The organism is Pseudomonas eucalypticola (assembly GCF_013374995.1).
GTDB lineage: Bacteria > Pseudomonadota > Gammaproteobacteria > Pseudomonadales > Pseudomonadaceae > Aquipseudomonas > Aquipseudomonas eucalypticola.
In genome coordinates, this window is the sequence record NZ_CP056030.1 from 2,995,995 (window position 1) to 3,017,531 (window position 21,537).

At 64.0% G+C, this 21,537-nt stretch carries 18 protein-coding genes and 1 pseudogene; 5 read left to right on the forward strand and 14 right to left on the reverse strand.

Features of this window, described 5'->3' with window-relative positions:
- Positions 1-119 precede the first annotated feature (119 nt).
- From HWQ56_RS13440 to HWQ56_RS13455, 4 genes are all read right to left on the reverse strand, one after another.
- Positions 120-926, reverse strand: coding sequence for a DUF1838 family protein (locus tag HWQ56_RS13440; RefSeq protein WP_176570804.1), 807 nt, complete (start codon positions 924-926; stop codon positions 120-122).
- Positions 927-1,067: 141 nt separating this feature from the next.
- Positions 1,068-3,065 carry a peptidase U32 family protein gene (locus HWQ56_RS13445; RefSeq protein WP_176570805.1) on the reverse strand — a complete coding sequence of 666 codons (1,998 nt, stop codon included), beginning with the start codon at positions 3,063-3,065 and terminating at the stop codon, positions 1,068-1,070.
- A gap of 144 nt (positions 3,066-3,209) precedes the next feature.
- Positions 3,210-3,590: a RidA family protein gene (locus tag HWQ56_RS13450; RefSeq protein WP_158158536.1), complete on the reverse strand. Its 381-nt coding sequence runs from the start codon at positions 3,588-3,590 to the stop codon at positions 3,210-3,212.
- 332 nt (positions 3,591-3,922) lie between these two features.
- Positions 3,923-4,843: a LysR family transcriptional regulator gene (locus HWQ56_RS13455; RefSeq protein WP_176570806.1), complete on the reverse strand. Its 921-nt coding sequence runs from the start codon at positions 4,841-4,843 to the stop codon at positions 3,923-3,925.
- 112 nt (positions 4,844-4,955) lie between these two features.
- Between HWQ56_RS13455 and HWQ56_RS13460 the strand changes: the two genes are divergently transcribed.
- Entirely contained in the window at positions 4,956-5,693 is a 738-nt protein-coding gene (locus HWQ56_RS13460; RefSeq protein WP_176570807.1) for an SDR family oxidoreductase, read from the forward strand.
- A 32-nt stretch (positions 5,694-5,725) separates the two neighbouring features.
- Here HWQ56_RS13460 and HWQ56_RS29245 read toward each other — a convergent pair whose 3' ends face one another.
- Together HWQ56_RS29245 and HWQ56_RS13465 are read right to left on the reverse strand one after the other, a co-directional pair.
- Positions 5,726-5,851 carry a hypothetical protein gene (locus HWQ56_RS29245; RefSeq protein WP_280634427.1) on the reverse strand — a complete coding sequence of 42 codons (126 nt, stop codon included), beginning with the start codon at positions 5,849-5,851 and terminating at the stop codon, positions 5,726-5,728.
- Positions 5,852-5,853: 2 nt separating this feature from the next.
- Positions 5,854-6,129: pseudogene (locus HWQ56_RS13465) on the reverse strand (hypothetical protein); the annotation flags it as partial.
- A 262-nt stretch (positions 6,130-6,391) separates the two neighbouring features.
- Here HWQ56_RS13465 and HWQ56_RS13470 point away from each other — a divergent pair.
- A complete protein-coding gene (locus HWQ56_RS13470; RefSeq protein WP_176570808.1) occupies positions 6,392-8,596 on the forward strand; it encodes an OsmC domain/YcaO domain-containing protein in 2,205 nt (734 codons plus the stop codon).
- Between the two features lie 12 nt (positions 8,597-8,608).
- On the opposite strand, the gene HWQ56_RS13475 is transcribed toward HWQ56_RS13470, so the two are convergent.
- Complete coding sequence (locus tag HWQ56_RS13475; RefSeq protein ID WP_245217856.1) at positions 8,609-9,139, reverse strand: hypothetical protein; 531 nt, start codon at positions 9,137-9,139, stop codon at positions 8,609-8,611.
- Positions 9,140-9,276: 137 nt separating this feature from the next.
- On the opposite strand from HWQ56_RS13475, the gene HWQ56_RS13480 reads away from it, so the two are divergent.
- Positions 9,277-9,843 (forward strand): YceI family protein, encoded by a 567-nt coding sequence (locus HWQ56_RS13480; RefSeq protein WP_176570809.1) that lies wholly within the window; start codon positions 9,277-9,279, stop codon positions 9,841-9,843.
- Between the two features lie 853 nt (positions 9,844-10,696).
- Here HWQ56_RS13480 and HWQ56_RS13485 read toward each other — a convergent pair.
- Positions 10,697-11,248: a TetR/AcrR family transcriptional regulator gene (locus HWQ56_RS13485; RefSeq protein WP_176570810.1), complete on the reverse strand. Its 552-nt coding sequence runs from the start codon at positions 11,246-11,248 to the stop codon at positions 10,697-10,699.
- A gap of 138 nt (positions 11,249-11,386) precedes the next feature.
- Between HWQ56_RS13485 and HWQ56_RS13490 the strand changes: the two genes are divergently transcribed.
- Positions 11,387-12,175, forward strand: a complete 789-nt coding sequence (locus HWQ56_RS13490; RefSeq protein ID WP_176570811.1) for an SDR family NAD(P)-dependent oxidoreductase — start codon at positions 11,387-11,389, stop codon at positions 12,173-12,175.
- An 86-nt stretch (positions 12,176-12,261) separates the two neighbouring features.
- Here the strand turns inward: HWQ56_RS13490 and HWQ56_RS13495 are convergent, their stop codons facing one another.
- From HWQ56_RS13495 to HWQ56_RS13505, 3 genes are all read right to left on the reverse strand, one after another.
- The gene (locus tag HWQ56_RS13495; protein WP_158154882.1) at positions 12,262-12,675 is read right to left on the reverse strand and encodes a PA0061/PA0062 family lipoprotein; all 414 of its coding nucleotides are present in this window, start codon (positions 12,673-12,675) and stop codon (positions 12,262-12,264) included.
- A 136-nt stretch (positions 12,676-12,811) separates the two neighbouring features.
- Positions 12,812-14,986: a TonB-dependent siderophore receptor gene (locus HWQ56_RS13500; RefSeq protein ID WP_176570812.1), complete on the reverse strand. Its 2,175-nt coding sequence runs from the start codon at positions 14,984-14,986 to the stop codon at positions 12,812-12,814.
- Between the two features lie 115 nt (positions 14,987-15,101).
- Positions 15,102-16,052: a GlxA family transcriptional regulator gene (locus tag HWQ56_RS13505; protein ID WP_158154916.1), complete on the reverse strand. Its 951-nt coding sequence runs from the start codon at positions 16,050-16,052 to the stop codon at positions 15,102-15,104.
- Between the two features lie 171 nt (positions 16,053-16,223).
- Here HWQ56_RS13505 and HWQ56_RS13510 point away from each other — a divergent pair, with 171 nt between their 5' ends.
- A complete protein-coding gene (locus HWQ56_RS13510) occupies positions 16,224-16,901 on the forward strand; it encodes a type 1 glutamine amidotransferase domain-containing protein (RefSeq protein WP_158154884.1) in 678 nt (225 codons plus the stop codon).
- A 60-nt stretch (positions 16,902-16,961) separates the two neighbouring features.
- On the opposite strand, the gene lldD is transcribed toward HWQ56_RS13510, so the two are convergent.
- The 3 genes from lldD to HWQ56_RS13525 all read right to left on the reverse strand — a co-directional run bounded on the left by lldD (position 16,962) and on the right by HWQ56_RS13525 (position 21,342).
- Positions 16,962-18,092, reverse strand: coding sequence for an FMN-dependent L-lactate dehydrogenase LldD (gene lldD, locus HWQ56_RS13515; RefSeq protein ID WP_158154885.1), 1,131 nt, complete (start codon positions 18,090-18,092; stop codon positions 16,962-16,964).
- Positions 18,093-18,285: 193 nt separating this feature from the next.
- On the reverse strand, positions 18,286-19,092 hold the full coding sequence (locus HWQ56_RS13520; RefSeq protein ID WP_158154886.1) for a glycosyltransferase family 2 protein: 807 nt from the start codon (positions 19,090-19,092) through the stop codon (positions 18,286-18,288).
- Between the two features lie 213 nt (positions 19,093-19,305).
- Positions 19,306-21,342, reverse strand: coding sequence for a TonB-dependent receptor (locus tag HWQ56_RS13525; RefSeq protein WP_176570813.1), 2,037 nt, complete (start codon positions 21,340-21,342; stop codon positions 19,306-19,308).
- Between the last annotated feature and the right edge of the window lie 195 nt (positions 21,343-21,537).

Below are 21,537 nucleotides of genomic sequence, written 5' to 3' on the forward strand. Positions count from 1 at the left end.
TTTGTGCCAGAGGGTGGTACACCTGTTCCAGCAGGGTGTGGCGGCCATCGGCTGTGGCGGGGGCAGCACACTGTGGAATCGCTGTTGGCCCAGCAACATCGCGTGCGCCGCCGAACCGCTCAGCGCTGTGCGTCGATCAGCTGCCGCGCGACGGTCCAGCTGGTGGCATTGGGGCGTGCGTCGTCCAGCGCCGGGGGCTGAGCATACGCGGGGAAGTCCATGGCGATCGCCTCGCGCAGCACTGGCGGCAATGCGTCGATACCCGGCACTGTCTGGCCCATGGCATTGAACACCATCAGCCCTGGGCGGCTGCCCATGCGCATGAACGGCAGCCACGGCGCGATGCGCACCCAGGCCAGGGCCGCATCGGCGGTGTCGGTATCGTCGCGCAGCAGGGTGTTGCGGTCAGCCACGAAGTCGAAAATTTCCATGGCGTGGTACTGGTTGCCCACGTATTCCTGGTAATCCCCGCCCAGGGGGTTGGGGTAGAACAACGGAATCTCGCTGGCGGCGAACACGCGCTCGCCCTGTACCCGCAAGGGGCACCGCAGCGGCTGCCCCCGCGCATCACGCTCGTGGAAGGGCGGCAGGTTCACGGGGTCATTGGCCACTGGCATCACGGGCACATCGGCCTGGGTCCAGGGGTTGTGCCAGGTCTTGAGGGGCACTCCGGTGACCGGGTCCAGGTACAGCATCAGTTCCCGTGACACCAGGCGGAAACCAGCGCCGCGCAGCGGGTCAGCGAGCGTCGCGCACTGGCGGATGTTCATGCCCTCGACTTTGAACAGCAAGCGGTCGGGTTCCCCTTCACGACGTGCCCAGGCGTGGCCGGACCAGTGAACCACCACGGGTTTGGCGTCCACCGTAGAACCGTGGAGTTTGCGCAGGGCGGTGAGGACACCGAGGGGTTGGTCGAGATCGATCATCGGTCAGCGGGCCTGGAAATGAAGGGACGATAGACTACCGCGGCAAAGCGCAGAAATGATGAAGGGGAAGTATGGCAAAAGGTGTCTTGTGCGCGATGGCCAGGCGGCCACCCCGGCACAAGACAGGGCTGCGGCGACGCCTCAGTGAGGCGCGCGGGGGATGGTTTTCAACAAGTCTTCGGGGGTGATGTGGCCGACCACGCTCTTCTTGCTGCCCGGCGGCGCCAAGTCGAGGATATGGCCCTTCATCTTGCCGATGACGTGCATCTCGCAGGGCTTGCAATCGAACTTCAGGGTCAGCACTTCATCGCCGTGAATCAGCTGCATGGGGGCGACCTTGGTGCGCACGCCAGTCACGCCCTTGGCCTGCTTGGGGCACAGGTTGAAGGAGAAACGCAGGCAGTGCTTGGTGATCATCACCGGCACTTCGCCGGGTTCCTCATGGGCCTCGTAGGCGGCGTCGATCAGTTTCACCCCGTGGCGGTGGTAGAAGTCGCGGGCCTTCTGGTTGTAGACGTTAGCCAGGAACGACAGGTGCGACTCAGGGTATACCGGCGCAGGATCGGTCTCGGGCTTGCGGCCACCGCGAGGGTGGGCGGCCACGCGGGCGGCGGTCAGGGCATCGATCACTTCGCGGCGCAGGGCCTTGAGCTGCGAGTTGGGAATGAAATAGGCCTGGGGCGCGTCCAGCTTGATGTCGGTGGCGTGGTAGGGTGTAGTGCCCAGTTGGCCGAGCAGGTCATGCAGTTGCTCCAGCGCCTGGTCCGGCTTGTTGGCAGTGCCGAATGGGCCATCCAGGGCGACGCTGGCGCAGATGCCTTCTTCGCTGGTGGCGGTCAGTTCCAGGCGCTGTTCGCGCAGCTGTGCCTTCCACGCCAGGCCGATGCGACGCTCGGCAGAGGTTTTCTGCAGGGCTTGCTGCCAGTTGTGGTCCAGGTTGCGGTTCAACGGGTGGTTGGGGCGCGCCTTGTACAGGTCGGCCGGCATCTCGTTGGGTTCCACACGGTAGCGGTAGCGCTTTTCGCCGTCCTCTTCGAACTCGCCCTTGGGCTCGGCGATGTTGGCGCGGAAACCCACCACTTCGCGCTTGATCTGTACGTTGAGGCCGTCACCGTTGGTGAGGGGTTCGTGGGTGACCACCAGCAGGTCACGCTTGCCCACTTTTTCCACCACGCCCACGGCCAGGCCGGTGAAGGTCGGGGTGTCGAAGGCCCCGATATCGACCTTGCGGTCGGTAACGAAGTAGTCGGTGCTGCCGCGGTGGAAGGTCTTGTCCGGGTCGGGCACGAAGAAATGCGCGGTGCGGCCGCTGGAGGCGCGGGCCAGGTCCGGGCGGCCTTCGAGGATGTCGTCCAGGCGCTGGCGGTAATAGGCCGTGATGTTCTTCACGTAGCCCATGTCCTTGTAGCGGCCTTCGATCTTGAACGAACGCACCCCGGCCTCGACCAGGGCGCGCAGGTTTTCGCTCTGGTTGTTGTCTTTCATCGACAGCAGGTGCTTTTCGAAAGCGACCACTCGGCCCTGGTCATCCTTGAGGGTGTACGGCAGGCGGCATGCCTGGGAGCAGTCGCCACGGTTGGCACTGCGGCCGTTCTGGGCATGGGAAATGTTGCACTGCCCGGAGAACGCCACGCACAGGGCACCGTGGATGAAGAACTCGATGGCGGCGTCGGTCTCATCGGCGATGGCGCGGATTTCCTGCAGGTTCAGCTCGCGGGCCAGTACCAGCTGGGAAAACCCGGCCTGGTCGAGGAACTTGGCCCGGGCCAGGGTGCGGATGTCGGTCTGGGTGCTGGCGTGCAGCTCGATCGGTGGAATGTCGAGCTCCATCACGCCCAGGTCCTGGACGATGAGGGCGTCGACACCCGCGTCGTACAGCTGGTGGATCAGCTTGCGCGCCGGTTCCAGCTCGTCATCGTGAAGGATGGTGTTGATGGTGGTGAACACCCGGGCGTGGTAGCGGCGAGCAAACTCCACCAGCTTGGCGATATCGGCCACTTCGTTGCAGGCGTTGTGCCGCGCGCCAAAGCTGGGGCCGCCGATGTAGATGGCGTCGGCGCCGTGCAGGATGGCCTCGCGGGCGATCTCCACATCACGGGCAGGGCTGAGCAATTCCAGGTGGTGCTTGGGTAGGGACATGTTTTTCTGGTCTGGGTGATCACGGTCAAGGCGTGCATTGTAGCGGGCATTGGCCCGCCAGGCACCCAGAGCCTGCCAGGCGGGCCGCACCGATACGGCGCGGCGCTTGTGAAGCGGCCAGGCCCGCTCGCTACAGGTGCTTGTTCAGCCTTGGGCCGCCATCGCGGTCACTTCAACGCGCATGCCTTCCACCGCCAGCGACGCCACGCCAACAGCCGCGCGTACCGGCCAGGGTTTGGCGAAGAAACGCTGGTACACCTGGTTGAACGCCGCGCGGTCAGCCATGTCGGTCAGGTAGATGGTCAGGTGCATCACCCGGTCCAGGGAACTGCCAGCGCGCTCCAGCGCCACTTTCAGCGCCTGCAGGGTGCATTCGCTCTGCGCCGTGATGCTGCCCAGTTCCAGGCTGCCGTCGGCGCGGGTGGGGATCTGGGTAGAGACCAGGATGCCGTTGAAAGCGGCCACGTCGGAAGAAATGGACTCGGCGTCAGGGTCGGGCAGAAAGGTCAGGTCGCTGTTGGCCATGGGGCACTCCGTGTTGGCGTATCGAAGGCCGGCACCATAGCCCCAACGGGCGGGCGGTGCCAAGCCCGAAAACCGGATGAGCGCAGGCCCGTAGCCGCGGACCTGGCCGCGTCAAGGCCGCCACGCACCTCACCGCGCCTACACGTGGACCAGTGCAACGGAAAAGAACAACACCAGAATAGCGGCGAGGGTGAGGTGGACATTCATGTCGGCAGACCGCGTGAGGGAAGAAGTGGGCAGTGTAAGAAAGGCGTCGGCTAAAACGTAATCGAATAAGCAGATTCCGCTTATCACCTTCATTGATGCAAGCCGTCCAGCAAAGGTGAGCAACGTCATTCGCCGAGCGGGACCAGCACGCCGAATCGCTCGGTGTACAGTTCCCGCGCCCAGTCGATGAATACCCTGACCCGCGGTGACAGCTGGCGATGAAAGGGGTACATCGCCGACACGGGCAGGTCCGGGCAGGCCCACTGCGGCAGCACCTGCACCAGGCGGCCAGCCTTGAGGTGGTCTTCCAGCCGGAAGCGTGGTACCTGGATCAACCCGCAACCGGCCAGCGCGGCCGCCAGGTAGCATTCCGAGTCGCTCACGGTGATCCAGCCGCTGGCCTGGAATTCGCTGACAACCCCTTCGATGACGACGGTGAAGGGATACCGGTGCTCGTGTCCCCGGGAAAAGAAGCCGATACCCGCGTGCCCCTCCAGCTCGGCCGGGTGACGGGGTTCGCCGTGCTCACGCAGGTACTGCGGGCTGGCGCAGATGATCTGCGGCATGTCGGCGAGTTTCCGCGCTACCAGCGACGAATCTCCCGGCTGGCCAGCGCGGATCACGCAGTCGATGCCTTCCTTGACCAGATCGACCAGGCGGTCGCCGCTGCTGATCACCAGGTCGATGTGCGGGTAGCGTGCGCGAAACTCACTGATGCACGGCAGGATGATTGCCGTGGCATGGGCGCCGTGAAGGTCCAGGCGCAAGGTGCCGTGCGGGTTGCCGACCTGGGTGCTGAGGGCCGTCTCGGCGTCTTCCAGGTCGGCCAGCAAGCGTTTGCAGCGGTCGTAGAACGCCAGGCCGTCCAGGGTAGGGCTCACGTGGCGGGTGGTGCGGTCCAGCAGCCGCGCGCCCAGACGCTGCTCAAGCTGCTTGATGGCGTGGGTGGCCGTGGCGCGGGGCACGGTCAGGGCGCTGGCCGCTTCGGTGAAACTGCCCAGCTCGACGATGCGGGTGAACAGCTGCATGGCGTCGAAACGGTCCATGGAGGAGGCTTCCGATTGTTGGTGTTCATTGAACAGACAAACCCATCACAGCGCATTTATTCGCCTGGCGTCAATTGCCATGATGGACCGACCCATATCAGAGGATCGCAGCATGAACCAGCCAACCCGTTCCGCCATCGTCACCGGGGCCTCCCGGGGAATAGGCCGCGCCATTGCCATGCGGCTGGCCGCCGACGGTTTCCAGGTGGCCGTCAATTACGCCGGCAATGCGACGAAGGCGCAGGAGGTCGTTGCCGCCATCCAGGCCAGCGGCGGCCGGGCGGTGGCCATACAGGCCGATGTCAGCCAGCCCGATGATGTGCGACGCCTGTTCGCCAGCACCTTGGAGGCGTTCGGTGGCGTCGATGTGGTGGTACACAGTGCCGGCGTAATGGCGATGGCGCCGATCGCCCCTGACAGCCTTGATGCCTTCGACCAGATGCTGAAGGTCAACCTGCGCGGGGCGTTTCTGGTGCTGGCCGAGGCGGGGCGGCATGTGCGCGACGGTGGCCGGGTGATCGCCCTTTCCAGCAGCGTGATCGCCAAATCATTTGCGCAGTATGGGCCCTACATTGCGTCCAAAGCGGGTGTGGAGGGGCTGGTGCGGGTGCTCGCCAACGAGGTGCGGGGCCGGCGCATCAGTGTCAATGCCGTGGCCCCCGGCCCCGTGGGGACCGAATTGTTCCTGGAAGGCAAGAGCGCAGAGCAGATCGCCCAGTTGAGTCGTGCGGCGCCATTGGAGCGGCTGGGTGAACCCGAGGATATCGCCAGCGTGGTAGCGTTTCTGGCGGGAGCCGACGGCGGTTGGGTGAATGGCCAGGTCGTACGGGCCAACGGTGGCTTCGCCTGAATCACCCGAGCCGCAGGGATGCCGGTGCGCGCTCATGGCCGGGCCGGCGCGACGAGGGCCGGGTCGTCGGGGTTGATAGCCGCCAGTTCGGCTTGCAGGCGAGCCGCTTGGTCACTGTGGCCTTGCTCAAGGTGATACTGCACCAGCGTCAGGCGCACTTACCGGTGCTGTAACCGCCCTGGGGGTCGGGGCGGGTACTGATCGGCAGCGTGGCGCGCAGCAATTGCGGAACACCGATGAGATCACCCGGAGCAACGGGCAAAGTGCCACGCAAGAGAGTATCGTTAGTGTGCTTGTCACTGCCGAAAAGTTCGGGGGTGTAATAATCCTGAATATTCAGCCCAGGCGCCAGGTTAAGCGGGTTGTTGCTCTTGTTGGCTGTTTCGGCGTTATCAGCAACGGCGTATTGGCCATTGCACAATGCCCAGCCGAACATGAAGGCAGTGGACGTCGCAAGTTTGTCCATGACGGGCTCCAGGCCGTTATAGAAAATGCGGACGTTCCACTGCTTGAGGTGCCGCGAATAGACACTAGCAGGTGACGCCGAGGTTGCAAGGGGGGGACGAATGGCGCCGGCGCCAGGCGCTCATGCCCCTGGAAGGCTGACGGGCTGGCGCTGCGCGAAAGCGCGAGACTTCGCCCGAGAAAACCCGGATAATGCGCGCCATTTTGTTTCGCTCGCTTATGGTAATCCCCGCATGGAAATCAAGGTCAACTTTCTCGACAACCTCCGGCTTGAAGCCAAGTTTGATGACTTCACGGTGGTGGCCGATCAGCCGATCCGTTATAAGGGCGACGGCTCTGCACCGGGGCCGTTTGATTATTTCCTGGCCTCCTCGGCCCTGTGCGCGGCTTACTTTGTAAAGTTGTATTGTCAGACCCGCAATATTTCTACCGATAATATCCGGTTGTCACAGAACAATATCGTCGACCCGGAAAACCGTTATAACCAGATTTTCAAGATCCAGGTCGAACTGCCGGCCGACATCTCCGCCAAGGACCGCCAGGGTATCTTGCGCTCCATTGACCGCTGCACCGTCAAGAAAGTGGTACAGACGGGCCCGGAATTCGTCATCGAGGACGTGGCGAACCTCGACGCCGATGCCCAGGCGCTGCTGATGCTGAACGCCGATCCCCAGGCCAGCACCTATATCGCTGGCAAGGACCTGCCGCTGGAACAGACCATCGCCAACCTGTCGGGGCTGCTGGCCGACCTGGGCATGAAGATCGAGATCGCCTCCTGGCGCAATATCGTGCCCAACGTATGGTCGCTGCACATCCGCGACGCCCAATCGCCGATGTGCTTCACCAACGGCAAGGGCGCCACCAAGGAAGGTGCGTTGGCATCGGCCCTGGGTGAATTCATCGAACGCCTGAACTGCAACTTTTTCTACAACGACCAGTTCTGGGGTGAAGACATCGCCAACGCGGCGTTCGTGCATTACCCCGACGAGCGCTGGTTCAAGCCGGGCCGCAAGGACGCGCTGCCCCAGGAGATTCTCGACGAGTATTGCCTGGGCATCTACAACCCCGACGGTGAACTGCGCGGCTCGCACCTGATCGACACCAACTCGGGCAACGAGGCGCGGGGTATCTGCTCGCTGCCGTTCGTGCGCCAGTCGGACGGTGAGGTGGTGTATTTCCCCTCCAACCTGATCGAGAACCTGTACCTGAGCAACGGCATGAGCGCCGGCAACACCCTGGCTGAAGCCCAGGTGCAGTGCCTGTCGGAGATTTTCGAACGGGCCGTGAAGCGCGAGATTCTCGAAGGCGAGATCACCCTGCCCGATGTGCCTCAGGAGGTACTGGCCAAGTACCCGGGGATTCTGGCCGGCATCCAGGGCCTGGAAGAGCAGGGCTTCCCGGTGCTGGTAAAGGATGCATCGTTGGGCGGTCAATTCCCGGTGATGTGCGTGACCTTGATGAACCCGCGCACGGGTGGGGTGTTTGCTTCGTTCGGCGCTCACCCAAGCTTCGAAGTGGCGCTGGAGCGCAGCCTCACCGAGCTGCTCCAGGGCCGCAGCTTCGAGGGCCTGAACGACCTGCCGCAGCCGACCTTCGAAAGCCAGGCGTTGATGGAACCGAACAACTTCGTCGAGCACTTCATCGACTCCAGCGGCGTGGTGTCGTGGCGTTTCTTCAGCGCCAGGTCGAACTTCGAATTCGTTGAATGGGATTTCTCCGGCAAAGGCGAAGACTCCAACGCCGAGGAAGTCCAGACGCTGATGGGCATCCTCGAAGGCCTGGGCAAGGAAGTCTACATGGCGGTCTACGACCAGTTGGGCGCCACTGGTTGCCGCATCCTGGTGCCTGACTATTCGGAGATCTACCCGGTCGATGACCTGATCTGGGACAACACCAACAAGGCGCTGTTCTTCCGTGAGGATATCCTCAACCTGCACCGCCTGGACGACGATGAACTGCAGGCGCTGGTTGAACGCCTGGAAGAGAGTGAGCTGGACGAGTACACCGATATCACCACGCTGATCGGTATCGAGTTCGACGACAACACCGCGTGGGGCCAGTTGACTGTCATGGAGCTGAAGCTGCTGATCCACCTGGCGCTCAAGCATTACGATGAAGCCAAGGAACTGGTGGAAATGTTCCTGCAGTACAACGACAACACCGTGGAGCGAGGCTTGTTCTACCAGGCCTTGAACGTGGCGCTGGAAGTGGAACTGGACAGCGACTTGGACATGGCCGACTACGAGGTCAACTTCCGCCGCATGTTCGGTGACGTGCGCATGGATGCAGTGGTGGGTTCGGTGCAAGGCACTGTGCGGTTCTACGGGCTGACGCCCACCAGCATGAAACTGGAAGGGCTGGACCGCCATCAGCGCTTGATCGAAAGCTACCGGAAGCTGCATGCGGCGCGCGCTCGGGCCGCAGGCCTGGCAAGCTGATAGACGCCGTCCCTAGCGCTTCAGCATCGGTAAAGGGTCGAGCGGGTGCGTCAGCAGGCGCTTGGCTGACAGGGCCACCAGGCGCCGGTGAAAGCCGGCGTTGGGGAAGGCGCGGCGCACGGCTCGCACCTGGGCCCTGTCGAGGCCGAACGTGATCAGGCCCAGTGAAACATCAATACAGTCGGCGCGCCGAAAGATCTCCGGTAATTGGTCGGGGGCGCCAGTTGCGCTGATCCGGTGATGGTCATCGATCATCGGTAGCACGTCGTGCGCCCAAGCCGGCTGGCCGTGTTCGGCCAGGAACGCGGTTGCCAGTTGCCGTGACGGCGCCAGGTAATCGAAAGTTCTGGCCGTCCATATACCCAGGTCGTGGAAGGCCGCGGCGATGACTACCTGCTCCTGCTGCGCTGGCGTCAACGGCGCCTGCAGGCAGCACAGGTTGACGACCCGGTAAACGTGGTTGCGGTACCCGTGCAGATCGCTGCCCAGGCAGTCGGCGTGACGCGCCATGATCTGTTCGAGCAGATCGATATCCTTGATCAACTTCAATGCTCCCTGCGGTGGACGGTTCGTTGCAAACCGCTGCCGTTATACAGGTGGGCCAGTCGGCATGGCAATCGTCCAGGGGCTATAGTGGGCAGGTGGCGGTGCCCCCTGGCGGGCCCACCCGGGAGCGATGCATGAACCTTCGATCACTGCGTGCAAGTGTCGTTGCCACCCTGGCGCTCACCGGCGCGCCTGGCCTGGAAGCGGCTGCGTACACCCAGGTCAACCCCGCGGCCAGCACGCTGAGCTTTACCTACCAACAGATGGGTTCGCGCGTCTACGGCACCTTCGCTACCTTCGTTGGCACCCTGGATTTCGACACCGCCCGCCCCCAAGCGGCGCACGCGGCGCTGGCCATCGAACTCAAGAGTATCGACGCGGGCAGTGACGACGCCAATCGCCAACTGCAAACCCCTGCGTGGTTCGACACTGCGGCTTACCCGGTAGCGACGTTTGAATCCAGCCGAGTGGACGCGTTGGGCGATGATCGTTATCAGATCACGGGCAACCTCACCGTACGCGGCGTCACCCGTGAAGTCAGCGTACCGGTGCAGCTCAAGTCGCAAGGCGGCATCGGCATCTTCGAGGGTGAGCTGGTGGTCCAGCGCAGCGCGTTCAGCGTGGGCACGGGGGAGTGGGCCGACACAGTCGTGTCGGACGACATCGAGATCCGTTTTCGCATGGTGGCGCCGGAACATTGATCACAAGCAACGCCGCAGGCCCAGCCACGGCGCGCCCCTGTGGGACCGGGCGCCAGCTCGGGAAGCGGGCGGCGCGGTAGGCAGGGATATACGCGGTGCTACCTTCCCGAGCTTCGCCCGGTCCCACAGTGGACCGCGCACGGCCAGGCGCCACGTTGCCCCTGTGGGACCGGGCGCCAGCTCGGGAAGCGGGCGGCGCGGTAGGCAGGGATATACGCGGTGCTACCTTCCCGAGCTTCGCCCGGTCCCACAGTGGACCGCGCACGGCCAGGCGCCAGTTGCCCCTGTGGGACCGGGCGCCAGCTCGGGAAGCGGGCGGCGCGGTGGGCAGGGATATACGCGGTGCTGCCTTCCCGAGCTTCGCCCGGTCCCACAGTGGACCGCGCACGGCCAAGCGCCACGTTGCCCCTGTGGGACCGGGCGCAAGCTCGGGAAGCGGGCAGCGCGGTGGGCAGGGATATACGCGGTGCTGCCTTCCCGAGCTTCGCCCGGTCCCACAGTGGACCGCGCACGGCCAAGCGCCACGTTGCCCCTGTGGGACCGGGCGCCAGCTCGGGAAGCGGGCAGCGTGGTAAGCAGGGATATACGCGGTGCTGCCTTCCCGAGCTTCGTCCGGTCCCACAGTGGATCGCGCACGGCCAGGCGCCGCGTTGCGCCTGTGGGACCGGGCGCCAGCTCGGGAAGCGGGCGGCGCGGTGGGCAGGATATACGCGGTGCTGCCTTCCCGAGCTTCGCCCGGTCCCACAGTGGACCGCGCACGGCCAGGCGCCACGTTGCCAACTCGGGAAGCGGGTAGCGCGGGGGCAGGGCGGTGCGCGGTGTCGCTTTCGCAAGCCCGGCCCTGTGGAAGGCGTCAGGCTTGCGCCAACCTCGCCAACGCCGCGGCACAGCACGCTTGCAGGATTTCATCAGCCAGCGGCGAATCGTCCGGGCACGCCCTTGACAGCATCACCGCACCCACCAACTGCGCCATGGCGTCGATCCGCCTGGCGCGTGCTTGCGGCCCGCCCGTTTCGGCCACCGCCGCCAGCTGGCGTTCAATGCCGTCGGCAAACACTTGCCTGACCTCGTCTGGCTGGCGACCGGCATCAGCGGACAGCGCGGCCATCACGCAACCACCCCCCGGAGCATCACGGTGCTCGCGCGACAGGTACTGGCGCACCAGGGCGCTGCGTTCGGCCTGTGAGGTGCGGGCCTCCATCTGCGCGATGCCACAGGCAGCGGCCTCGGTCATCAAGGCCGCCTTGGAGGTAAAGTGCTTGTAGAAACCACCGTGGGTGAAACCGGCCGCGTTCATCAAGTCGGCCACACTCACACCGTCGTAGCCACGTTCGCGGAACAGGGCGGCGGCGGTTTCGACGATATGGGCGCGGTTCGCCTGCACCTGCGCTTTGCTGACCTTCATGTTCACACCCACGAAATTAGTGCCTGGAAGTGCTCATCATACATTGATGTCGGTCAGCATCAAAATGCTTGACGCTTTAGATTTCGGTCATCATCATAAGGTCCTCCCGTCCCCCATGGTCCATTCGGAGCACTACCTATGAGCAAGCTTCCCGCGGTTCTGATCACCGGCGCTTCAAGCGGCATTGGCGCCACCTATGCCGAGCGGTTCGCCGCAAGGGGCCATGACCTGGTGTTGGTGGCCCGTGACCAGACGCGCCTCGATGAGCTCGCCGCGCGACTGCGTGAAGCAAATGGCATCCGCGTCGACGTCGTCCAGGCCGACCTCACCCAACCCGACGACTTGGCCAGGGTGGAGCAGCGCCTGCGCGAGGACACGCGTATCGGCGTGCTGGTCAACAACGCTGGCGTGGGCCAGCCCGGTGGCTTCCTGCAACAGACCGCCGCCAGCATCGATGGCCTGGTCGGCCTCAACATCACGGCGTTGACGCGTCTGGCAGCGGCGATCGCCCCTCGGCTTGCCGAAGCGGGCAAGGGTGCCATCGTCAACATTGGTTCGGTGGTGGGCTTGGCCCCGGAGCTGAACATGGCCGTGTATGGGGCGAGCAAGGCTTACGTGCTCTTCCTCTCTCAAGGCTTGCACCTGGAACTGGGGCCCAGGGGGGTCTATGTCCAGGCGGTGCTGCCAGCGGCTACCCGCACCGAGATCTGGGAACGCTCGGGCATGGACATCGATGCACTGCCGGAAGTGATGGAGGTCGGCGACCTGGTAGATGCGGCGCTGACAGGCTATGACCGGCGCGAGTTGGTGACCATCCCGCCACTGCATGTGGCCGAGCGTTGGGACGCGCTGGACGGCGCGCGCCGGCTGTTGTTGTCGGACCTGCGCCAGGCGCAGCCGGCCGAGCGGTATCGCAGCGCCTCCTGACCTCGCAAGAGGGGGGAGGCAACTGGTTGGTCAGCGAGGGGTGCAAGCCTCCAACCAGCTCCCCCCGAATGAGCCTTGCCGTGGCATCAACTGCCAGGCGAGCAGTTGATGCCACCCGTGTTGGTCGCCAGCACTTCCTGATGGCGTCGCAACTGCAGGCTGACCTTGTCGGCGATGCGCTGTTCATGGATGTTGTATATCTCGCCATCCTTGAAGTGCGCGTACTCGATCTTGGCGTAGCAGAACTGCGTTTTACCGTTGGGGTCACGTCGCTCGACGATGACCACCAGGTCGTGAGAGCCGGCCGGAAGTTGGAAGGTCCTGCCGTCTTCGGTGGTCTTGCCGTCGAGTTTTTGCCCCAGCACTTCATCCTGGTTGTCATGGCTGAAACGTACCACGGAAAAATCCGGCCCGGGGTTGGGCGGTGGGGCGGCGCAGGCGCCAAGGCAGAGGGTCAGGGCGCATAGAACGGCGTTGGCTGGGCGGGTCGTTTTCAGCATGGCACTTCCTTTTTTCTTTTGTGGACAGGTGACACGGTGAGCGTAGCAGGGGCCGCGAGGCCGCGTCGCGCTTGTGGGCGTGTCGCGGCTCACCACCAAGGGTTCAGATCATGATCACCTGGCGCATCGCGCTGCATCAGAAGCTGTAGCGCGCCGTCATCATCAGGTTGCGCGGGGTGCCGTAACTGTCGCCGCCGTAGTCCACCGAATTGGCGATGGTGGTGTAGTACGTGCGGTCGAAGATGTTGTTGGCGTTGAGTTGCAGGTCCAGGTGCCGATTGACCCGGTAGCCGGCCATCAGGTCGGTGACCGCGTAGGCACCTTGTTCCAGGCGATGGACGCTGCCGTCGGGCACTTGGATATCGTTGTACAGGCGGCTTTGCCAGCTCAGGGTACCGCCTACCCGCAGGTCTTTCAGGGCGCCCTGGAATTGATAGCGGGTGGTCAGCTTGAACAGATGCTCCGGCACGTCCGTGTCGAACCGCTGGTTCACGTTTTGCGGGTTGGCAGCGTCCTTGAGGGTGTGCACGCGGGCGTAGGTATAACCACCGCCGACTTGCCAGTTCTCGGTCAGCGCGCCTTGCAGCTCCAGGTCGACACCCTGGCTGCGCACCTCGCCCGAGGCCTCGGAACAGGTGGCCTGCGGGCAGTTCGGTACGGTGATCGCTACCGCGCGGTTTTGCTGGTCGACGCGAAACAGCGCGAGGCTCGCGTTCAGCGCGCCGTCGAAATATTCACCCTTGATGCCCACCTCGTAGTTCTTGCCCACGATGGGTTTTACCGGGGTGCCGGAGGTATCCTTGGCCGTCTGCGGGGTGAAGATGTCGCTGTAGCTGACGTAGACCGAGTGGTGCTCGTCCAGGTCGTAGATCAGGCCGGCATAGCGGGTGACGTTGCGGGTTACCTTGTAGTCGCCGTCGCCATCGCGGTTGTCATAGTCATACCAGTCCAGCCGCCCGCCGAGGATGAGCTTGAGTGGATCGGCCAGGCTCAGGCGGGTGGTCATGTACACGCCGTCCTGGGTGGTGACGTCGCGGGTGTTGCCGCTATGGACGAAGTTCGGCTTGCCCGCGTTGAGCGGCCAGTTCATGTCGTAGGGGCTGTAGGCGTGGGACGTCATGTCGTAGATGCGCTTGCTGGCACCGACCACCAGTTCATGGGTACGCCCGAAGGCTTCGAAGGGACCGCTGGCGAATGCGTCGATACCCGCCTGGTTCTCGTCATAGGCGGCCTGGTACACCGTGCGCGCCAGGGTGTTGTTGACCCACCGCGACTGATAGGACCCGGAGAACAGCGCGTTCTGCTCGGCGTAGTTGGCATTGACCTGCAACTTCCAGTCGTTGGCCAGACGCTGGCGGACCTCGGCGAACACCGTGTTGATTTCCTGGTCCTTGTCTTCCCATGGAGTGCCGGGGTTGTAGGAGCGCGGCAGGTCGAGGTGGTGGCCGTCCTGGCCGATCATGGCGGAACCCCAGAAGTAATTGGTCTTGTCCTTCTGGTGGGAGAAGCCGAGGGTCAGGGTGGTGTCCTCGCTCAGATCGGCCTCGGTGACCGCGTAGAACAGGTCGTGGCGTTCCTGCACATCATCGATGAAGCTGTTGGCGTCGCGGTAGGACGCCACCACACGGCCGCGCAGCGTACCGCTATCATTGAGCGGGCTGGAAGCGTCTACTTCGCCGCGGTAGTCGTCCCAGCTGCCGGCCGCACCGGTGAGCGTCAGGGCCTGTTCGGCCAACGGCCGCTTGCGCACCAGGTTGATGGCGGCCGAGGGGTTGCCGGCACCGGTCACCAGGCCGGTGGCGCCACGCACGACCTCGACCCGGTCGAACATCGCCAGGTTCGGCTGCGCACCTACCGACACACCGTTGTAGCCGCTGGGAATGCCGTCGTACATGAGGTTGTCGACGTCGAAACCGCGCGATGTGTAAGACTGCCTCCCCGGACCATTGGAAAAATTGAGGAACAGCCCCGGCGTGGCCTGGACCACGTCGTTGATGCTGGTCATGGCCTGGTCGTCCATGCGCTGGCGGGTGATCACCGTGACAGCCTGGGGCGTTTCGCGCAGGGACAGCGGCAATTTTGTCGCGGTTGACATGATGCCGGTGGTGTAGGAGTCGGAGCCTTCGGTAGTGCTGCCAAGTTCAGTGGTACTGACCGCCGTCGCCCCCAGTTCCAGGGTCGTGGCGGGGCCATGCTGCTGTTTTTCGCTGGCCTCGTCGGCAAGCGCCGGCGCCAGGGCGGACATGCACATGGCCATGGCCAAGAGATTGCGGGAAGGGGCGAAACAGCGTTGAGAGAAAACGTGCGACATGAAGGCTTCCTGGCTCGACTACACAATTAATGCATCTGAGAATCATTTGTATTCAATTGTGTCAGTATTTGATACACAGGCAAAGCCATTCATGAACAAATGTTCATAAATATTCTTAAATGCTTGGCAGCGGGGCGCCATTCAGATGCTTCTGCAACGCCTGAGGCGGCTGCCCGAAGGCCCTGAGAAAGGCTTGGCGCAGCCGTTCCCGGTCCCCAAAGCCGGTTTCCCGGGCGATGACCTCCACGGGATGGCGGCCGGTTTCCATCATGGCGCGGGCGGCCTCTACCCGCAGTGACTCGATAGCCTTGGCCGGTGTGCGTCCGGTTTCTTCGCGAAACACCCGGCTGAATTGGCGCGGGCTGAGGCGTGCCACGGCGGCCAGGGACTCCACCGACAGCTCATCGCGCAAGTTTTCCCGGGCGTAGCCAAGGGCCAGTTGCACGCGGTCGGACTTGGGGTCCAGTTCCAGCAGGGCGGACAACTGCGACTGTTCGCTGCCACGGCGTTGGGCGATGACCAGCTTGCGCGCTACCTGCCGGGCCAGGTCGCTGCCCAGGTCGTTTTCCACCATCGCCAAGGCCAGGTCGAGGCTGGCGCTCATGCCGGCGCCGGTCCACACCTGGCCGTCGATGATGAACAGCTTGTCCTCGTCGAGGTCGATATCCGGGTAGCGCTTGCGGAAGGTGGGCACGTGCAGCCAGTGGGTGGTCGCACGCTTGCCGGCCAGCAGCCCGGCTTCAGCCAGCACGAAGATGCCCATGCACAAGGCCACGACCCGCCGCGATTGCGTCGCCGAGGCTTTGACCCGCGCCGGGAGGCTGGCGTCCGGCAGGCGGAAATCCAGGTAGCCGCTGACGATCAGCGAGTCATAGCCCTCGGCCCGCAGCGGCACGGTGTTCACCGAGAACCCCTGGGACGACATCACCGGGCCGCCGGTTTCGGAGACCAAGTGGAACTCGTAGGCGGGTTCGCCGCGCAGCAGGTTGGCGCATTCGAATACCGAACCGACCGACAGGCCGAGGGGCTGGAAGCTAGGGTAGACGACGAGGGCAACGCTGTGCATGGCGGCTTTCCGGGTGGCGGCAATCGGCCGATTGTCGGTGACGCCCAATGCCCTGGCAATGGCTTTGTGCTCGGCCATCGATGTCCGAAATCCTTGCGGATTCGACATTGTCCGGTGGCGACCTCGGTCCTACCATGAACCCACGTTTTATCACTTTGCGAGGAAGCAGCGATGAAAGTACTGATGGTTTTGACCTCACACGACCAACTGGGCGACACCGGCCGCAAAACCGGTTTCTGGCTCGAAGAGTTCGCGGCCCCGTATTACACCTTCAAGGACGCCGGTGCCGATCTCGTCCTGGCCTCGCCGGCCGGTGGCCAGCCGCCGCTGGACCCGAAAAGTGACGAACCGGACTCTCAGACCGAATTCACCCAGCGTTTCAAGGCTGATCCTGCCGCTCAGCAGGCCCTGGCCAGCACCGTGAAACTGGACAGCGTCAACGCCCAGGACTTCGATGCCGTGTTCTACCCGGGTGGCCACGGCCCGTTGTGGGACCTGGCGGAGTCGCCGGTGTCCATCGCCCTGATCGAAGCCTTTGAGCGCGCAGCCAAACCCATTGCCTTTGTGTGCCACGCCCCGGGTGTTTTGCGCCACGTCAAGGCGGCCAATGGCGAGCCGCTGGTCAAGGGCCGGCGCGTGAGCGGCTTTACCAATTCGGAAGAAGCGGGGGTTGGCCTGACCGACGTGGTGCCGTTCCTGGTTGAAGACGAGTTCAAGAAGCTTGGTGCATTGTACGAAAAGGGCCCTGACTGGCAGTCGTTCCTCGTGGAAGACGGCCTGCTGATCACCGGCCAGAATCCGGGCAGCTCCGAGGCGGTGGCTGGGGCATTGGTAAAACGCCTGGCGTGAGTGCTGCCGTGGGCGAGGGACCCGGCGGGCTTGCCGCCGGGTCCTGCCCGGGAGCGCGGGTCAGGCCAACGACTCCCGGGTAATGTCCTGCACCGACCTGGCCCCGGTCAACACCATGGCCACGCGCATTTCCTTTTCGATCAATTCCAGCAGGTTTCGCACCCCGGCACCCCCCGCGACCGCCAGTGCGTAGACGAACGCGCGGCCCAGCAGCACGGCGTCCGCGCCCAAGGCGATCATGCGCACGATATCCAGGCCGCTGCGGATGCCCGAGTCCGCCAGAATCGACAGCTGGCCTTTCACCGCGTCGGCGATGGCGGGCAGGGCACGGGCGCTGGACAGCACGCCGTCGAGCTGGCGGCCGCCATGGTTGGACACCACGATGCCGTCGGCACCAAAGGCGACGGCGTCGCGGGCATCCTGGGGGTCGAGGATGCCCTTGATCACCATGGGCCCTTGCCAGTATTCGCGTATCCATTCCAGGTCTTTCCAGGAAATGGACGGGTCGAAGTTGTTCGCCAGCCAGCCAATGTAGTCGGCAAGCCCGGTGGGGTTGCCCCGGTAGGTGGAGATGTTGCCCAGGTCATGGGGTCGGCCCAGCAGGCCCACATCCCACGCCCAAGCCGGGTGGGTGACCGCCTGCAGCATGCGCCGGGTGGCGGCGTTGGGGCCGCTCATGCCCGAATGGGCGTCGCGGTAGCGGGAACCCGGCACCGGCATGTCCACGGTGAAGATCAGCGTGGTGACGCCGGCGGCGCGCGCACGCTCGAGGGCGTTCTTCATGAAGCCACGGTCCTTGAGTACGTACAGCTGGAACCACATGGGCCGCTGGATGGCTGGGGCGACCTCTTCGATGGGGCATACCGACACGGTGGACAAGGTAAAGGGAATGCCCCGTGCCTCGGCCGCCTGCGCGGCTTGCACTTCGCCGCGGCGGGCGAACATGCCGGCCAGGCCGATGGGGGCCAGGGCAGCCGGCATCGCCAGGGTTTCGCCGAACAGGCGGGTTTCCAGGTTCAGTTCCGACATGTTGCGCAGCACGCGCTGGCGCAAGGCGATGTCGGCCAGGTCATCCACGTTACGCCGCAGGGTGCGTTCGGCGTAGGCGCCGCCATCGAGGTAGTGAAAAAGGAAGGGAGGTAGTTTGCGCTGGGCGGCGGCGCGGTAATCGGTTGAAGCGGAAATGATCATGGAAGGGGCGTTCTCTCACCGGGCAGGAACAGCGCGCATGGCAGCCAGTGGCGAGAAGGTTAGTCCATGTGCCACCAGGCGCAAGCGCGGCCCCACGGCTGTGTCATGGCCCTGTAGCAGCGGACCCGGCCGCGTCGCGACGCGGCGCAGTATCAGACCCGCCGCACGCACCGCCCCGCGACCGCTGCGCCGGTCACGGGTAGCTCGCCACCTTGTTCAGCCGCGCCAGGGCGTGGTCGTACATGCGGGTGCGGCGGTGCCCCTGGGCATAGCCGCCACAGGCGGCCACGGTGCCGGCCTGGATGTGGTCCAGGTAACGGAACAGGCGGCGGGGCGAAATGCTTGCCACCGTCAGGCCCGCTTCGACCATGCGGTCCTGGAGGGTATAGCCGGGCACCCGGTCGTCCATGCAGAAGTGCAACCCGCGCTGCTTCATCACCTTGGCATTCCACAAGGTACAGAAACTTTTCAGATACACTTCTTTCCACGGTTTTGGATCACGCCCAGGCAAACCGACCGCACGTACCAGCCGGCGATAGTGATGTTTGCAATAACGCGAGGTGAAACGCCACGCGGTGCGAATCAGGCCGCGGTCAAGTTGCTCCACGCAACCGGCTGCGACCCTGTTTTCATCACGCATGCATTCATTGAGTAATAATTGGAATACTGCATTATTGTATATAAATGTATCCGTATGCATGAGCAGGATATAATCGGTATCAATACGCTCAAGAATCAAGTCAAGCGCCTTGCCATGGGCGATATGCCCCGGTTCGCCAGCCGCGGGGGCCCGCTCGATGAGGTTGATCCAGTCCAGGCCGCGCAGGTACGCCGTGCTGGCATCGGCGGAACCGTTGTCCACCACCCACACGGGCACGTCCAGGCCTGCGAGTTGTTCGCGCAGCAGTTCCAGGCAGTTGCGGGTGAGTTCGGCGGTCTTGTAATTGACCATGGCGATACTGAAGCGCGGCGTCGAAGTCGATCGAGTAGGGATGTTCATGGGCGTTGCCTTGATACTCTGGCAAAAGTTAAGTCAGATTGAATGAAATAACTATCGCGGCGGCAACGTGAAAATTTCGTCAGGGTTTGGGCAATAAAATGTTTGAACAATGGGCGAAGTGTAAAAGTATGTAAAACGGTGTATCGAATTGTTTCGATAGTTACCACGCTGTGGTGGATGAGCAGACAGGTACTGCTCATCCACTCCCTCTTGTCAGAAGGTCGTACGCAGGCCCACTTCGATACTGCGTCCCGGTGCCGGGGCGATATCGCGCAGGATGGAACTGGCGTAGCGTACCGTCTGGTTCGTCAGGTTCTCGCCCTTGACGAAGGCCAGCCATTGGCTCTGGCCCACCTTGAACCGGTACCCAGCGCTTGCACCCAGGGTGGTGTAGCCGTCGGTGCCGGACTCGTTATCGGGCACGCGGTGCTGGGCGCTGGCGTGCTGCACGTCCACGCGCGCCTGCCACGCGTCCTTTTCCCACAGCAGGCCGCTGTTCAGGCGCAGCGGGGCGATACGCGGCAGGGCTTCGCCGTTATCGAGGTTCGTGGCGCGGGTGTAGTCACCCGACAGCTCCAGGGCCCACTTGCCGTAGGCATTCTCGCCAAGGGCCCAGTGGTCCTGGGCCTCGACGCCGGCGAAGCGCGCGCGCACCCCTGAGTAGGTGTATTCGGGAATGCCGCTGGCGTCGGCCTCACCCTCGTCGTTGAGGGTGCGCCCGGTGCCCAGCAGGCCGATGTAATTGGAGAAGTGGCTGTAGAACACCCCGACGCTGCCGCGGTGCACACCGTTGTCGAAACGCAGCGCCAAGTCACTGGACACCGCCTTTTCCTTGGACAGGCTGGCGTCGCCCACCTCGTAGGTGCCGGTGGCCACGTGCGCGCCATTGGCATACAGCTCGTAGAAGGTCGGCGCGCGTTCGGTGTAGGCCAGGGTGGCGGCCAGCGACCACACCGGCGTCAGGCTGTACACCGCCCCCGAAGACAGGCTGCCAGCGGTGAAATCGCTGTTTTTGTCGGCCGCTTCAAAGCGTTCGTTGCCCTGGGCATCGGGGGACACGCGGGTATGTTCCAGCCGCCCGCCCAGGCTGAGCTTGAGGCGTTCGGTGGCTTGCCAGTCTTCGAGGATGAACAGGGCGGCCGCGTCGGTATCGGTCTGGGGCACGAACGCTTCTTCGCCCAGCGCCTGGAACTGGCTGCGGTTGACCTGGGCGCCAATCACGCCTTCCAACGGGCCCAGGGGCTGATGGCGGCCCTCGATACGGGCCTCGTAGCCCTTGTTCTTGAACGTGGTGCCAACCTCTCCGTCCTCGATCTCGCTGTGCTTGTAGTCGGTGTAGCCAGCGTTGACCTTGACGGAGGTGAACGGCCCATCGAGGTCGCGGATCTGCGAAGCGAACCCGTAGTGCTCCTGCTGCATGCGGATGCGCACGTCGTCCTCGGCGGGCGATCCGTAGTTGGCGTCGTAGGTGCTGTAGGACAGGCCTGCATAGCCATGGTCCCAGGTATAGGAACCGCCGATGGCGCCACCGTCCTGGCGGCCGTCGCTGTTGGCCAGGCGGTGCTTGCCGCCGTTGTCGTCGGCGTCTTCCGTGGCCCGCACACTGGCGCTGTGGGCGTAGCCGGGGATGCGCACGTCGTTGAAGGTGCGAGCATTGGCGTCCAGGTGCAGGGCAAAGGTGCCATCGCCGGCTTCCAGTTTGCCAGCGCTGCTGCGCGTGGTGTCGGCGCCGCCGTAGCGAAGTTCACCGGCGCCATGGATACCCTCGATGGCTTCAGTGGGAATGCGGTTGTCGAGGGTGTTGACCACACCGCCGATGGCGCTGCCGCCGTACAGCAACGCCGCCGGGCCTCGAACAATTTCCACACGCTCGACGTTGACCGGGTCCAGCGGCACGGCATGGTCATAGGACAGTGACGAGGCGTCCAGGGCGCCGACGCCGTTTTGCAGCAGGCGGATGCGGTCGCCATCCTGCCCTCGAATGATCGGCCGGCTGGCGCCGGGGCCGAAGTAGGAGGACGACACGCCAGGCTGGCCATTGAGGGTTTCACCCAGGCTGCCCTTTTGCGCCAGGGTCAGGGTGTCGCCCTCCAGCACGGTGCTGGGCGCAGCGAGCTGGGCATTGCCCAGGGGGTTGGCGGTGATGACCTGAGGTTGCAGCTCAAGCGCATGACTGGGGGCAGTGACGAACAGGGCAGCGGCGAGTGGGCTGAAGCGCAGGGGCAGGGGGGAACGGGAAAAGCGGTGCATCGTGCAAGCCTTAGTGATTTGATTGGATGGCGATGTTATATCATAACATTTAAGCTGTGTTCATCTTTCTCCCGACCGTGCCCCAGTCCATGACGGGTTTCACTCAGGCAGCGCTGTTGCCAGCCCAAGCACTGGGCGAATAGGCCATGCACGGACGGTGAACGGGCATTACGGGTGAAGCCATCGCATTGGCGA